Genomic DNA, 14,492 nt, shown 5'->3' with positions numbered 1-14,492 from the left:
CAGATATAATAAATGAGACATTGTTTTCAGAGTACAAAAGTACAGAGAAATCAATGTCTTATTTGTTATACAGAATCACTACAGAGAAGCGTCATCCTCCTTAGTGGAATCTACAGGATGCAGATTCTGGAAAACGGAGGTATCGATGGAGGAATCTTTGCCAGTATCCTCTTCATCTGGAATATAACGGTCAAATACCTTGACCATGATATGTGCATTGAGGAAAGCAATCAGTGCAAATCCGATCATAATCCAGACTAACAATCCAATCGCAATGGTCTGCGGTGTAAGGAAAGTCAGAATAACAGAACCGACAAGAATCACAAGCATCAGCATGGTACGTGGCAGATTGCCGATGGCCATTAGAAAAGCATTCTTAATGGTGTTCGCTACGGTATTATCAAATTTGGCAAGAACCGGAAATACATACAGCAGTGTCAGGGCAAACAGCAGAGCAATTGCTGAAAGCAGGATGAACATCATCTGTGCCATGGACTGGTTCATATTTTTCACAATATGGAAGTCCATATAGAAGATAAACATAGCTGCAAGAGAGATTCCCCAGATGGCGGTAGCCTGTCGGAAGTTCTGTCGGAAAGCCTTGAAATAGCTCTTCACAATATAAGATTCCTCATCCCGTGACATCTTCAAAGTGACATAACTGAGAGAAGTCCATGCGGCTCCGATCGTCACAACCGGGAGACAGGTAATCAGAAACACAATGTTCAGAATCATTACATCTGCCAGCCGTCCAAGGAAGCGCCAGAGCGAATTGTCCATATTAAAAAAGTTACTCATAAAAAACCTCCTTTGTTATTACGAATATAAGAAAAGGGTCGCAAACTGACCCTGCTAACAGTATAACAAAATCTGAGAATAATGCAAGCAGGCAGCCGGGTTTCATTGAATATTTTGGACACAAATGTCGAAAATGTTCAATGAAATGACTTTCAATAATGCGATACATTTAGCCTGGTAACATTGACGCTTACGGTTCATTCTTGTAAAATGAAATTAATATTTTCACAAGGAGGAATCTCTTTGAAACCAGAATGGGAGAAGCGCCGCAGGCGTCTTTATGAATTAATCGAAATTGGCTGCAATTACGATGCCGTCTGCTGGGGCTATGATGTGCTTAACACTTTTACGATCATATTAAATCTGACAGTCAGCATCCTGTATACGTTTGACAATTGGGCACTGAAATATGGAAGTCTCCTTCTTACGATAGAACGTCTGACAGTTGCATTTTTTGCAGTGGATTTTCTGATGCGTGTGATCACAGCGAAGTGTCTGTATCCAAATGAGTCAGAGATGGGGGCAGTGCGAAGGTACCTGCTATCCTTTTCAGGTATTGTGGATATGCTGTCGTTTATTCCATATTATCTGCCGTTTTTTTTCCCATCAGGAGCAGTGGCGTTCCGTATGCTTCGGATCATTCGTATATTCCGGCTGTTCCGGATCAATGCCTATTATGATTCATTGAATGTGATTACCGAAGTTATCGTCAGCAAAAAGCAACAGTTGATGTCATCAGTTTTTATAATACTGATACTGATGATTTCTTCCAGTCTGTGTATGTACAGTCTGGAAAATAAAGCCCAGCCGGAAGTATTTACCAATGCATTTTCCGGCATCTGGTGGGCAGCCTCCACTTTGTTGACGGTGGGCTACGGAGATATCTATCCAGTCACCACAATGGGTAAAATATTTGGCATCTTTATTGCCTTTCTTGGGGTTGGAATGGTGGCCATCCCCACAGGTATTATCTCTGCCGGTTTTGTTGACCAATATTCCAGAATCAAGCGCATAAGCGAGTACGGCAAAGAAGACGATATTCATTTTATCCGGATTCCACTGACGCCACAGGATGGCTGGTGCGGACAGAAAATCAGGGATCTGCATCTGCCAAAGCACATTATCATTGCAGTAGTGCAGAAAAATAAAAAAGTCCTGATCCCCAATGGGAATCTGGAATTGAAAGCGGGAGATGTACTGGTAATTGGGGCAGAATCCGTACCTGACAGCGAACGGATCATATTAAAAGAAGTAACTCTGGAAAAACGTCATTCCTGGACTGGACATCGGATCTGCGATCTGGATATATCCAGACACAGTGTCATCGTTCTGGTAAAACGACACGGAAAGGCACTGATCCCACATGGTAACATGCTGCTTCAGGAAGGAGATACCGTCATTTTGTATACACAGAGTTATCTTGCTAACTCCGAAGATCTACAAATATAGGTATGAGAAAAGATGAAAATTGCATTTTAGTCAGTTACGATTTGGTCATTTATGATTGACTAAAATGCAAATAGAAAACGGGATTCCCCTTGACTTTAGCGGTTTCCTGGGGTACTATAATTACCGTGAAACCAAAATTATGGTAAAAACCATGACGAAGACAGTACATTTGTTGTGAAAGGCACAGCGAGCCGGAGTAGGTGAAAGTCCGGACTGAGTAAGACAGATGGAAGATCACTTCTGAGTTTCAGAATCGAAATGAGCAATCAACTACAAACTAGATTCTGACGGATTCCTCCGTTACAGGGAGCGGATATACAGATATAGTCTGACGTATCCAGAAGAGTAACAGGTGGTATAACGAGCTCTCGTCCTTTTACGGATGGGGGCTTTTTCTGTAATATGGCAAGCCATATTCCATAAAAGGTTACGTTATCTAAATATATACAGAAAGGAAAAATATCATGTACAAGAAAGTATCTACCGATCTCAATTTCGTTGAGAGAGAAAAAGATGTGGAAAAGTTCTGGAAAGAGAACCACATTTTTGAAAAGAGTATGGAAAACCGTAAAGAAGGCCCGACTTACACATTCTATGACGGACCGCCAACAGCAAACGGCAAGCCACATATTGGTCACGTGCTGACCCGTGTTATCAAAGATATGATCCCTCGTTATCATACAATGAAAGGAGAAATGGTACCTCGTAAAGCCGGATGGGATACCCATGGACTTCCTGTAGAACTGGAAGTAGAGAAGATGCTGGGACTGGACGGCAAGGAGCAGATCGAAGAATATGGTCTGGTACCGTTTATCAATAAATGTAAGGAAAGCGTCTGGAAATACAAAGGAATGTGGGAGGACTTCTCCGGTACCGTTGGATTCTGGGCTGATATGGATAACCCATATGTTACTTATCATGATGATTATATTGAGTCTGAATGGTGGGCTTTAAAAGAGATCTGGAATAAGAAGCTTCTGTACAAGGGATTCAAGATCGTTCCTTACTGCCCGCGTTGTGGTACTCCGCTTTCTGCACAGGAAGTAGCACAGGGCTACAAAACAGTAAAAGAACGTTCCGCAGTGGTGCGTTTCAAGGTAAAAGGCGAAGATGCTTACATTCTGGCATGGACCACCACACCTTGGACACTGCCATCTAATGTGGCACTTTGTGTGAATCCGGATGAAACTTATGTGAAAGTAAAAGCAGCAGACGGATATACTTATTATATGGCGGAGGCTCTGCTGGATTCCATCCTTGGAAAACTGGGAACCGAAGAGACACCGGCTTATGAAGTGCTGGAAACTTACAAAGGAATCGATCTGGAATATAAGGAATACGAACCATTATACCAGTGTGCAGCAGATGTGGCTGATAAACAACGTAAGAAAGCACACTTTGTTACCTGTGATACTTACGTAACACTGACTGATGGTACCGGTGTGGTTCATATTGCACCTGCATTTGGTGAAGACGACTCCAAAGTCGGCCGCAAGTATGATCTGCCATTTGTACAGTTTGTAAACGGAAAAGGCGAAATGACCGAAGAAACTCCGTTTGCCGGACTGTTTGTAAAGAAGGCAGACCCAGAAGTATTAAAAGATCTGGATGCAAGAGGACTTCTTTTTGACGCACCGAAGTTTGAGCATGAATATCCACACTGCTGGAGATGTGATACCCCGCTGATCTACTACGCACGTGAATCCTGGTTCATCAAGATGACAGCAGTCAAAGATGACTTGATCCGCAACAACAACACCATCAACTGGATTCCGGAAAGCATCGGAAAAGGACGTTTCGGTGACTGGCTGGAGAACGTACAGGACTGGGGTATTTCCCGTAACCGTTACTGGGGAACTCCGCTGAACATCTGGGAATGTGAATGCGGACATATGCACTCCATCGGAAGCCGTCAGGAACTCTTCGAGATGAGCGGAAACGAAGCTGCCAAGACTGTAGAACTGCACAGACCATACATTGATGAAATCACCATCAAGTGTCCGGAATGTGGAAAACAGATGCACCGTGTACCGGAAGTGATCGACTGCTGGTTCGATTCCGGAGCAATGCCATTTGCACAGCATCACTATCCATTTGAAAACAAAGAAGTATTTGAACAGCAGTTCCCTGCAAAATTCATCTCCGAAGCAGTAGACCAGACCCGTGGATGGTTCTATTCTCTGCTGGCAGAGTCTACCTTGCTGTTTAACAAGGCTCCATACGAGAACGTTATCGTTCTGGGACACGTACAGGATGAGAACGGACAGAAGATGAGCAAGTCCAAAGGAAATGCAGTAGATCCTTTTGACGCACTGGAAAAATACGGCGCAGATGCCATCCGCTGGTACTTCTACATCAACAGTGCACCATGGCTGCCGAACCGTTTCCACGGAAAAGCAGTTCAGGAAGGACAGCGTAAGTTCATGGGTACTTTGTGGAACACTTATGCATTCTTCGTACTGTATGCGAATATTGATGAATTTGATGCAACAAAATATACACTGGATTATGAAAAATTATCCGTTATGGATAAATGGCTCCTGTCCAAGATGAATACCATGATCAAGACCGTGGACGCAGATCTGGCAGCATATAAGATTCCGGAGACAGCCAGAGCCCTTCAGGAATTTGTTGATGACTGCAGTAACTGGTATGTACGCCGCAGCCGTGAACGTTTCTGGGCAAAAGGAATGGAACAGGATAAGATCAATGCTTACATGACCCTGTACACCGCTCTTGTCAATGTAGCGAAGGCAGCAGCACCAATGATTCCGTTTATGGCAGAGCAGATCTACCGGAACCTGGTTTGCAGCATTGATAAGACCGCACCGGAAAGTGTACATCTCTGCGATTTTCCTGTTGCAGATGAAGCTCACATCGATCCGGAACTGGAAGCAAATATGGATGAAGTCCTGAAGATTGTTGTTCTTGGACGTGCAGCAAGAAATGCAGCCAATGTGAAGAACAGACAGCCAATTGCCAATATGTATGTAAAGGCACCACAGGCTCTGTCCGAATATTTTACAGACATTATCCGTGATGAATTAAACAGCAAACAGGTTACTTTCACAGAAGAAGTAGATGGCTTTGTATCTTATATCTTCAAGCCACAGCTGAAGACCGTCGGACCAAAATACGGCAAGCTTCTGGGTGCAATCCGCCAGCAGTTATCATCTTTGGACGGTCAGGCAGCTATGAAAGAACTGAAAGAGACAGGTGCCCTTCACCTTGACATCGAAGGCGATACTGATGTAGTATTAACAAGTGACGATCTGCTGATTGAAACAGCACAGTCTGAAGATTACGTAACAGAGCAGGATAACGAAGTTACCGTAGTTCTTGAGATTAAGCTGACTCCGGAACTGATTGAAGAAGGATTTGTCAATGAGCTGATCAGTAAAGTACAGACAATGAGAAAAGAAGCAGACTTCCAGGTGATGGACAGAATTATTGTCTATGCGATGGGTAACGAGAAGATTGAGCAGATCTTGAGCGCCCACAAAGAAGAAATCGAATCTGCAGTACTGGCTAATGACATAGTACTCGGCAGCACCAGTGGATATATCAAAGAGTGGAGTATCAATGGTGAAAAAGTAACCATGGCTGTTGAAAAACAGTAGAAAGTGGTGGCTGTAAGCAGTAACGAGAAACGAAGGGAGAAGCCAATGGCAACAAAGAAATTCAATAAAAAAGAGTTTATCAGAGAAGTAAAAGCCAACGTGAAGGCTCTGTACAGAAAGAATCTGGAAGAAGCTACACAGCAGCAGTTATTTCAGGCTGTATCTTATGCAGTAAAGGATGAGATCATTGAGAACTGGCTGGCTACACAGGAACAGTATGAGAAGGACGATCCAAAGTATGTATACTATATGTCCATGGAGTTCCTGATGGGCCGTGCGCTTGGTAACAATATGATCAACCTGACCATTTATGATGATGTAAAAGAAGCTCTGGAAGAGATCGGCCTGGATATCAATGTGATCGAAGATCAGGAGCCGGATGCAGCACTGGGTAACGGTGGTCTGGGACGTCTGGCAGCATGCTTCCTGGATTCTCTGGCAACACTGGGATATCCTGCATACGGATGTGGTATTCGTTACCGCTATGGTATGTTCAAGCAGAAGATCGAAGATGGGTATCAGGTAGAAGTACCGGATAACTGGCTGAAAGATGGCAACCCATTCGAGCTGCGCCGTCCGGAATATGCAAAAGAAGTAAAATTCGGCGGTTATGTTCGTGTAGAATATGACGAGAAGACCGGACGTAACTACTACAAGCAGGAAGGATATCAGTCCGTACGTGCCGTACCATATGATTTCCCGATCGTTGGTTACAATAACAATATCGTAAACACCTTACGTATCTGGGATGCAGAAGCAATCAGCGAATTCCAGCTGGATTCTTTCGACAAGGGTGATTACCGCAAGGCAGTAGAACAGGAAAACCTGGCACGCAACATCGTAGAAGTTCTGTATCCAAATGATAATCACTATGCAGGAAAAGAGCTGCGCCTGAAACAGCAGTATTTCTTCATTTCTGCAAGTGTACAGGAAGCCGTTGCAAAATATAAGAAGAACCATGATGATATCCGTAAGTTCTATGAAAAAGCAACCTTCCAGCTGAATGATACCCATCCAACTGTAGCAGTTGCCGAACTGATGCGTATCCTTCTGGATGAAGAAGGCCTGACATGGGATGAGGCATGGGAAGTGACTTCCAAGACATGTGCGTACACCAACCATACCATCATGGCAGAGGCTCTGGAAAAATGGCCAATCGAGCTGTTCTCCAGACTGCTTCCGCGTGTATATCAGATTATTGAAGAGATCAACCGCCGTTTTGTAGCACAGATCGAAGCAAAATATCCGGGTGATTTCGAAAAAGTACGCAAGATGGCTATCATCTTTGACGGACAGGTAAAGATGGCACATCTTGCTATCGCAGCAGGCTACTCAGTAAATGGTGTTGCACAGCTTCATACTGAGATCCTGAAGCATCAGGAACTGAAAGATTTCTATGAGATGATGCCAGAGAAGTTCAATAATAAGACAAATGGTATCACACAGAGACGTTTCCTGCTTCACGGCAATCCACTGCTGGCATCCTGGATCACAGACCATATCGGAGACGAATGGATCACCGATTTGCCACAGCTTTCCAAGCTGAAAGTCTATGTAGACGATCCAAAGGCACAGCAGGAATTCATGAATATCAAATACCAGAACAAAGTGCGTCTGGCAAAATATATTCAGGAACACAATGGTATCGAAGTAGATCCACGTTCTATCTTCGATGTACAGGTTAAGAGACTTCATGAATACAAACGTCAGTTACTGAATATCCTTCATGTAATGTACCTGTACAACCAGATCAAAGATCATCCGGAAATGGATTTCTACCCAAGAACATTTATCTTCGGCGCAAAGGCAGCAGCCGGTTACAGACGTGCCAAACTGACCATTAAGCTGATCAACTCCGTAGCAGACGTGATCAACAACGATGCTTCTATTAAGAATAAACTGAAAGTAGTCTTCATCGAAGATTACCGTGTATCCAACGCAGAATGGATCTTTGCAGCAGCAGATGTATCCGAACAGATTTCCACAGCTTCCAAGGAAGCATCCGGAACCGGTAACATGAAGTTCATGCTGAACGGTGCTCCGACTCTTGGAACCATGGACGGTGCCAATGTCGAGATCGTAGAAGAAGTTGGAAAAGAGAATGCATTCATCTTTGGTCTGTCCGCAGACGAAGTTATCAACTATGAACAGAATGGCGGATATCATCCAGAAAACATCTTCAACAGCGATCAGGATATCAGACGTGTGCTGATGCAGCTGATCAACGGAGAATATGCACCGGATGATCCAGAAAGATTCCGTGAGATCTACGATTCTCTGTTGAATACTAAGAGCAGTGACCGTGCAGATACTTACTTCATTCTGGCAGACTTCCGTTCCTATGCAGACGCACAGAAACGTGTCGAAGAAGCTTACAGAGACGAAGCCGGATGGGCTAAGATGGCAATGCTGAATACCGCATGCAGCGGAAAGTTCACATCCGACAGAACCATCCAGCAGTACGTAGATGAAATCTGGCATCTGAAAAAAGAGACTGTTAAGGTAAAATAAGAATAGTTTTCGTGCAAAGCACGGACGTATTGAAAAGAGGGACTATACATATGCCATGTGTGTATGGTTCCTCTTTTGTGTATAACTTTTCTTTGTAATTCATACAATATTCTGGGAGGGTATGTGTATGAAGCTGAAAATTTATACGGAGCAGATTCTGACAGTACTGCTGGTGGTTGTGGTACTGCCCTGGATGATTACCATGCTGCTGCACAGCAGAATGAGTCAGATTTATGAAAAAATACAGAGTGAAACACGATTTATTTCTGTGAAATCCGGATCTGAGACGGAAGAAATCAGTCTGGAAGAATACGTATTAGAAGTTACGGCGGCAGAATTGCCGGCAGATACAGAAGAAGAGGCTGTGAAAGCCCAGATGGTGCTGGTGCGTACCAATGCCTATCGTCAGCTTCTGAACGGTAAGGTGCGTGAAAAAGAACGAATGTCTCTGACAGAGATGGAATTAACCGGATACGGAGAGAAGTTCCGAAAGGCGCAGAAGGCAACCAGAGGACAGATCCTGACTTATGACGGAGAGCCGATTCTGGCATCGTATCATAAGATCAGTGCAGGACAGACCAGAAATGGAAGTGAAGTATTTCATTCGGATCAATATCCTTATCTGAGCAGCAAGGCATGCCCCGGAGACAAAGACGCGCCGGACTATCGGCAGAGTATTCAGATTGATGATTCCTGGCGGGATATGGAGATCGAAGAAAAGGACAGTGCCGGGTATGTCCTGAGGCTGAAACTGGGCGATGCCGAGATGTCCGGGGAAGAATTCAGGATCAAACTGGGACTTCCATCGGCTGCATTCCGGGTAGAAAAAAATGGCGGAGGTATTTTTGTGATCACCAGCGGAATCGGGCATGGACTTGGCATGAGCCAGTACACTGCACAACAACTGGCAAAGAATGGAACAGGGTATCAGGAGATACTGGCATATTTTTTTGACAAAACCAGACTGGAACATATTTCCGACCGGTAAAAATTAACCGGCTGACAGTATATTTCTCTCGTAAGTGGCAATGCTACAGGTAGATACTTAGAACATTGATTACGAGGTGGATACTATGGAAAATGAAAAATTATTTGGTTTTATCAGAAGAAGGGGAACCTTAGGGATCCTTACACTTGTACTGGTTGGGATTGTGGCTTTTGCTTCCTATCGGACAAGTTATCCTGTGACCACAGAGACGGAGCGGACAGAGGCGGTGAAGGAAGCATCTGGAACCGGCGCACAGCAGAAAAATGTGCAGAATTCGCTGCAGGAATACCAGAATACACGGGAGACAGGAACGGTGTCAGCGCAAAAGAATGACGTATCAGCAGGCAGTGTGTCAGAAGATGTTACGGCAGGTACACTGGAAGAAGCGGCAGCAGCTGGCAGCGGTGAGATGACAGCGAATGGGAAGAATACAGACACTGCTGTAAAAAGCATAAAAGCAGCTGAAGTGAAGACAGAGGCAGAGACAGAAAAAGAAACGGAAGAGGCCGATCCTGTGGTATCCGGCAGTGTGATCTCACCTACCGTACAGTTTTCGGAAGACACGACATTATCATGGCCGGCAGCTGGAACCATCCTGATGGATTACAGTATGGATGGAACCGTATATTTTAAAACACTGAATGAATACAAATACAATCCGGCGCTGATCATTGGAAGTGAGGTGGGGAATCCAGTAGTAGCATCTGCCAGAGGAATTGTGGAAAACATCGCTGTCAATGAAGAGACGGGAACCACGCTGACGATGAACATTGGAAATGATTACGAATTAATCTATGGAGAATTGAAAGAAGTAGCTGTTTCGGAAGGCGAAGTAGTGGAACAGGGACAGCTTCTGGGTTATGTCAGTGAGCCGACCAAGTATTACTGTGAAGAAGGCAGTAACCTGTATTTTGCAATGAAAAAAGACGGACAGATCGTAGATCCGTGCCTGTATCTGGAATAAAACAACTAAAAAGATCATCCATCTATAACGAATAAATCAGTTACGGATGGATGATCTTTTACGTTAAATCATGCCTGGAGCATGAAAAAAAGCGGGTGATGGGAATCGAACCCACGTATCCAGCTTGGAAGGCTGGTGTTCTACCATTGAACTACACCCGCAAATGCAAATAAATTGTACTGATTCATCTAGGATGAATCAAATGCCCAGAACCGGAATCGAACCAGTGACACGAGGATTTTCAGTCCTCTGCTCTACCAACTGAGCTATCTGGGCAGGAAACAAATCATGTTCCATAGATCTTGTGTCATGTCTGACACATCTGACATTATAATAGATAGCTGTGGATCTGTCAAGCACAAAATTAATATATTTTATTTGAAATTTTCTCAATTTTTTTAATAACAGGAACGAAGCAGAATTCTTGCATATCGGAAAACAAATGTGCTATACTTCCTAGTAATGATGTGTTTGGAAAAGAGAGAGTAACGATTCCATACTGCGGTCGTGATGACATGGAAGCGTTATATCAGATGTGAAATGACTCCCACCGCTGTAGGTGTCGAGCAACAAATCAGTATCAGTGGTGGGGGCAATCCCCATCTAATATAGCCTCCGGCAGGATTGCAGAGATGCGCAGAAGAAGTATGTCATGCATTGCATGACGCGCATCTCGAAGCAAGAATGCCGAGGCATTCTTGAAAATGGAGGATGTATGGACGGACTGGTAACATCTATATTAGAGAATTACAAAGAATATCCGATTATCAGTAATATCGATTCAGAGAATCATCTGAACCGGGAAGTGATTATAGAGATTCTGGAGAATGTGCGAAAGGTTCTGTTCCCCGGGTATTTCAGCCAGAAGAAGCTGAGTGGGGACAGTGTAAAATACTATGTGGGAGATCTGCTGGAGGATATCCAGTACAACCTGACCAAGCAGGTAAAGAAAGCTCTGAAATATGTATCCGGCGACAGTCTTTCAGAAAAAGAAGCCAGAGAGAAAGCAGAGAAGATTACAGAGCAGTTTCTGAAGAGAATCCCGGATATCCGCTGTATGCTGGCAAAGGATGTGCAGGCGGCTTATGACGGAGACCCGGCAGCATACAATACGGACGAAGTTATTTTTTCCTATCCGGGTGTATTTGCTATTTCGGTGAATCGTATTGCCCATGAGCTGTTCTTATTGGGAGTGCCGATGATTCCACGTATTATGACAGAATATGCACATAATCTTACAGGAATCGATATTCATCCGGGCGCAACCATTGGAGAATATTTCTTCATCGACCACGGAACCGGTGTAGTAGTGGGTGAGACTACAACCATCGGTAACAATGTGAAGATCTATCAGGGCGTTACCCTGGGCGCGCTTTCTACAAGAGGCGGCCAGTCTCTGCGCAGCACCAGGCGGCATCCGACACTGAAAGATAATGTAACGGTTTATTCCGGGGCATCCATTCTGGGAGGAGAGACGGTCATCGGAGAAGGCGCGGTTATCGGAAGTAACGCATTTATTACTTCATCCGTACCAGATCAGACCAGAGTCAGCATTAAGAATCCGGAGTTGAAGTTTAAAGTCAGAGGAAGCGTACAGACTCAGGAACTTGGTCAGGAAGGATTCTTTGACCGCACAGAGAATGATTGAGGTATCAGGGATCTGCTATAGATCCTGAAGATATACTGAACAGATGCATGATATATGTTTTACGAGGAGGAAAAAAGATGTCTGGTTACAAAGAAATGAGCAAAGAACAGTTACTGCATGAAAAAGACATGCTGGAGCAGAAGTTTAAAGAGGTTCAGGACAGAAACCTGAAGCTGGATATGTCCAGAGGAAAGCCTTCTGCAGCACAGCTGAATCTGTCTAACGGTATGATGGATGTACTGAACAGTACTTCTGACATGGTCTGTGAATCTGGCGTAGACTGCAGAAACTATGGTGTAATGGATGGTATTCCGGAAGCAAGAAAGCTGCTGGCAGATATGTCAGAAGTTCCGGAAAAGAATATTCTGATCTATGGTAACTCCAGTCTGAATGTGATGTTTGATACAGTAGCACGTGCCATGGTTATGGGTGTGTGTGGACATACACCATGGAGCAAGCTGGATAAACCGGTGAAGTTCCTCTGCCCGGTACCTGGATATGACAGACACTTTGGAATTACTGAATTCTTTGGTATTGAAATGATTAATGTACCGCTTCTTCCAACCGGTCCGGATATGGATATGGTAGAAGAACTGGTATCCAGTGACCCATATATTAAAGGTATCTGGTGTGTACCGAAGTATTCCAATCCAACAGGAAACTCTTATTCAGATGAGACAGTACTTCGTTTTGCACATTTAAAACCGGCAGCACCGGATTTCCGTATTTTCTGGGATAATGCATATTCTATCCATCATTTGTACGATGATGATCAGGATGTGATTCTGGAACTGCTCTCTGAATGTGAAAAAGCAGGCAATCCGGATTTGGTATATAAGTTTATTTCCACATCCAAGGTAAGCTTCCCGGGATCAGGTATTGCAGCTATGGCGGCATCTGAAGCGAACCTGGCAGATGCAAGAAGATACATGAATTATCAGACTATTGGCCACGACAAGCTGAATCAGCTTCGCCACGTACGTTTCTTTAAAGACATGGATGGCATGCACGAACACATGAAAAAGCATGCGGCAATCCTGCGTCCGAAGTTCGAAGCAGTTCTTTCTGTTCTTGATAAGGAACTGGGTGGTCTGGAGATTGGAAGCTGGAGCAGACCAAAGGGAGGCTATTTCATCTCCTTTGATGCTATGCCGGGATGTGCCAAGGCAATTGTAGCTAAGGCCAAAGAAGCAGGTGTGATCATGACCAAGGCAGGAGCGACCTATCCATACGGTAAAGATCCACAGGACAGCAACATCCGTATTGCACCATCCTTCCCGACACCGGAAGAACTGGCAGCAGCAGCAGAAGTATTCGTACTGAGCGTAAAGCTGGTAAGTATTGATAAGATTCTGGAGAATAAATAGAAAATGATGCTTTTGGCATCATAAAATCTTAAGATAGAGGAAGTAATAATGCACTTGTGTTATTACTTCCTTTTGAGTATACTGAAATGAGAAAAATGAAAAAAGAGGTAGCAAAATGAAAATAGCAGTTCTGGCAGGTGGTACCAGCACAGAGAGAGAAATATCCATAGTATCCGGAAGCAAAGTATGTGAAGCACTGAGAAGTAAAGGACATCAGGCTGTTCTTCTGGATGTATTCTGTGGAAAAGAAGGTGCATGTGCGGATACCATATTTACAGATCCTTTTGACCTGGATGAAGAGGTCGCATATATGAGCAGTTTTAATGATCAGATCGAGAAGATTCAGAAGGAGAGAAAGTCTTTCTTCGGACCGAAGGTACTGGAGATCTGTGATGCAGCAGACGTGGTATTTCTGGCACTTCACGGAGCATGTGGAGAGGACGGACGTGTACAGGCAACCTTTGATCTGATGGGAATTCCTTATACAGGAAGCGGATATCTGGGAAGTGCCCTTGCTATGGATAAGAGCATTACCAAGCAGTTGTTTATGGAGAACGGTGTGCCGACACCGAAGGGAATCATCCTTCGAAAAGGCGATGCACCGAAGAGTGCAGAAGCACTGGGATTTAGCTTTCCGTGTGTAGTGAAGACGGCATGCGGAGGTTCCAGTGTAGGCGTATATATCGTGAAGACAGAGGAAGAATTCGTTCAGGCTCTGAAGGACGGTTTTTCCTATGAAGAGAAACTGGTAGTAGAAGAATACGTAAAAGGCAGAGAGTTTTCTGTGGGTGTGGTAGACGGCAAGGCATATCCGATTATTGAGATTGCACCACTGGTAGGATTCTATGACTATAAGAATAAGTATCAGGCAGGAAGCACCATTGAGACCTGTCCGGCAGAATTATCCGAAGAACTGACAGCCAAGATGCAGCGCATCGCAGAGATGGGATATCAGGTACTGCGTCTGGAAAATTACGCAAGACTGGACTTTATGATGGATGAATCCCATAATATGTACTGTCTGGAAGCCAATACCCTTCCGGGGATGACACCGACCAGTCTTCTTCCGCAGGAAGCGGCTGCACTGGGCATGTCATTTGAAGATCTGTGTGACAGACTTGTAAATGTATCATTAGAAAATAAATAA

9 protein-coding genes and 2 tRNA genes are annotated in these 14,492 nt (G+C 44.3%); 8 read left to right on the top strand and 3 right to left on the bottom strand.

Annotation, left to right across the window (positions count from 1 at the left end; translation table 11 throughout):
• Window positions 1-78: 78 nt before the first annotated feature.
• Window positions 79-798 (bottom strand): YesL family protein, encoded by a 720-nt coding sequence (locus H8716_RS07565; protein ID WP_249307963.1) that lies wholly within the window; start codon window positions 796-798, stop codon window positions 79-81.
• A 243-nt stretch (window positions 799-1,041) separates the two neighbouring features.
• Between H8716_RS07565 and H8716_RS07560 the strand changes: the two genes are divergently transcribed.
• From H8716_RS07560 to H8716_RS07540, 5 genes are all read left to right on the top strand, one after another.
• Window positions 1,042-2,247: an ion transporter gene (locus tag H8716_RS07560; RefSeq protein WP_249307962.1), complete on the top strand. Its 1,206-nt coding sequence runs from the start codon at window positions 1,042-1,044 to the stop codon at window positions 2,245-2,247.
• 464 nt (window positions 2,248-2,711) lie between these two features.
• Window positions 2,712-5,867 carry an isoleucine--tRNA ligase gene (gene ileS / locus H8716_RS07555; protein ID WP_249307961.1) on the top strand — a complete coding sequence of 1,052 codons (3,156 nt, stop codon included), beginning with the start codon at window positions 2,712-2,714 and terminating at the stop codon, window positions 5,865-5,867.
• 45 nt (window positions 5,868-5,912) lie between these two features.
• Window positions 5,913-8,378, top strand: coding sequence for a glycogen/starch/alpha-glucan phosphorylase (locus H8716_RS07550; protein ID WP_249307960.1), 2,466 nt, complete (start codon window positions 5,913-5,915; stop codon window positions 8,376-8,378).
• A gap of 127 nt (window positions 8,379-8,505) precedes the next feature.
• Window positions 8,506-9,366: a SpoIID/LytB domain-containing protein gene (locus H8716_RS07545; protein ID WP_249307959.1), complete on the top strand. Its 861-nt coding sequence runs from the start codon at window positions 8,506-8,508 to the stop codon at window positions 9,364-9,366.
• A gap of 85 nt (window positions 9,367-9,451) precedes the next feature.
• Window positions 9,452-10,330: a M23 family metallopeptidase gene (locus H8716_RS07540; protein WP_249307958.1), complete on the top strand. Its 879-nt coding sequence runs from the start codon at window positions 9,452-9,454 to the stop codon at window positions 10,328-10,330.
• 90 nt (window positions 10,331-10,420) lie between these two features.
• Here the strand turns inward: H8716_RS07540 and H8716_RS07535 are convergent.
• Window positions 10,421-10,491: transfer RNA gene (locus H8716_RS07535), tRNA-Gly, on the bottom strand.
• A 42-nt stretch (window positions 10,492-10,533) separates the two neighbouring features.
• Window positions 10,534-10,606: transfer RNA gene (locus H8716_RS07530), tRNA-Phe, on the bottom strand.
• A gap of 439 nt (window positions 10,607-11,045) precedes the next feature.
• Between H8716_RS07530 and epsC the strand changes: the two genes are divergently transcribed.
• The 3 genes from epsC (at window position 11,046) to H8716_RS07515 (ending at window position 14,492) form a co-directional block, all read left to right on the top strand.
• Window positions 11,046-11,978, top strand: coding sequence for a serine O-acetyltransferase EpsC (gene epsC / locus H8716_RS07525; RefSeq protein WP_249307957.1), 933 nt, complete (start codon window positions 11,046-11,048; stop codon window positions 11,976-11,978).
• A 77-nt stretch (window positions 11,979-12,055) separates the two neighbouring features.
• Window positions 12,056-13,345: an aminotransferase class I/II-fold pyridoxal phosphate-dependent enzyme gene (locus tag H8716_RS07520; protein WP_249307956.1), complete on the top strand. Its 1,290-nt coding sequence runs from the start codon at window positions 12,056-12,058 to the stop codon at window positions 13,343-13,345.
• 115 nt (window positions 13,346-13,460) lie between these two features.
• Entirely contained in the window at window positions 13,461-14,492 is a 1,032-nt protein-coding gene (locus H8716_RS07515) for a D-alanine--D-alanine ligase family protein (protein WP_249307955.1), read from the top strand.

The sequence above is a fragment of the Jingyaoa shaoxingensis genome, assembly GCF_014385005.1.
Taxonomy (GTDB): Bacteria; Bacillota; Clostridia; order Lachnospirales; family Lachnospiraceae; genus Marvinbryantia; species Marvinbryantia shaoxingensis.
This window is presented reverse-complemented; position numbering and strand designations above follow the sequence as displayed.

Coding starts and splice junctions, on each gene's coding strand:
- epsC (WP_249307957.1), top strand. CDS start 11,046: ATGGACGGACTGGTAACATCTATATTAGAGAATTACAAAGAATATCCG.
- H8716_RS07515 (WP_249307955.1), top strand. CDS start 13,461: ATGAAAATAGCAGTTCTGGCAGGTGGTACCAGCACAGAGAGAGAAATA.
- H8716_RS07565 (WP_249307963.1), bottom strand. CDS start 798: ATGAGTAACTTTTTTAATATGGACAATTCGCTCTGGCGCTTCCTTGGA.
- ileS (WP_249307961.1), top strand. CDS start 2,712: ATGTACAAGAAAGTATCTACCGATCTCAATTTCGTTGAGAGAGAAAAA.
- H8716_RS07540 (WP_249307958.1), top strand. CDS start 9,452: ATGGAAAATGAAAAATTATTTGGTTTTATCAGAAGAAGGGGAACCTTA.
- H8716_RS07520 (WP_249307956.1), top strand. CDS start 12,056: ATGTCTGGTTACAAAGAAATGAGCAAAGAACAGTTACTGCATGAAAAA.
- H8716_RS07550 (WP_249307960.1), top strand. CDS start 5,913: ATGGCAACAAAGAAATTCAATAAAAAAGAGTTTATCAGAGAAGTAAAA.
- H8716_RS07545 (WP_249307959.1), top strand. CDS start 8,506: ATGAAGCTGAAAATTTATACGGAGCAGATTCTGACAGTACTGCTGGTG.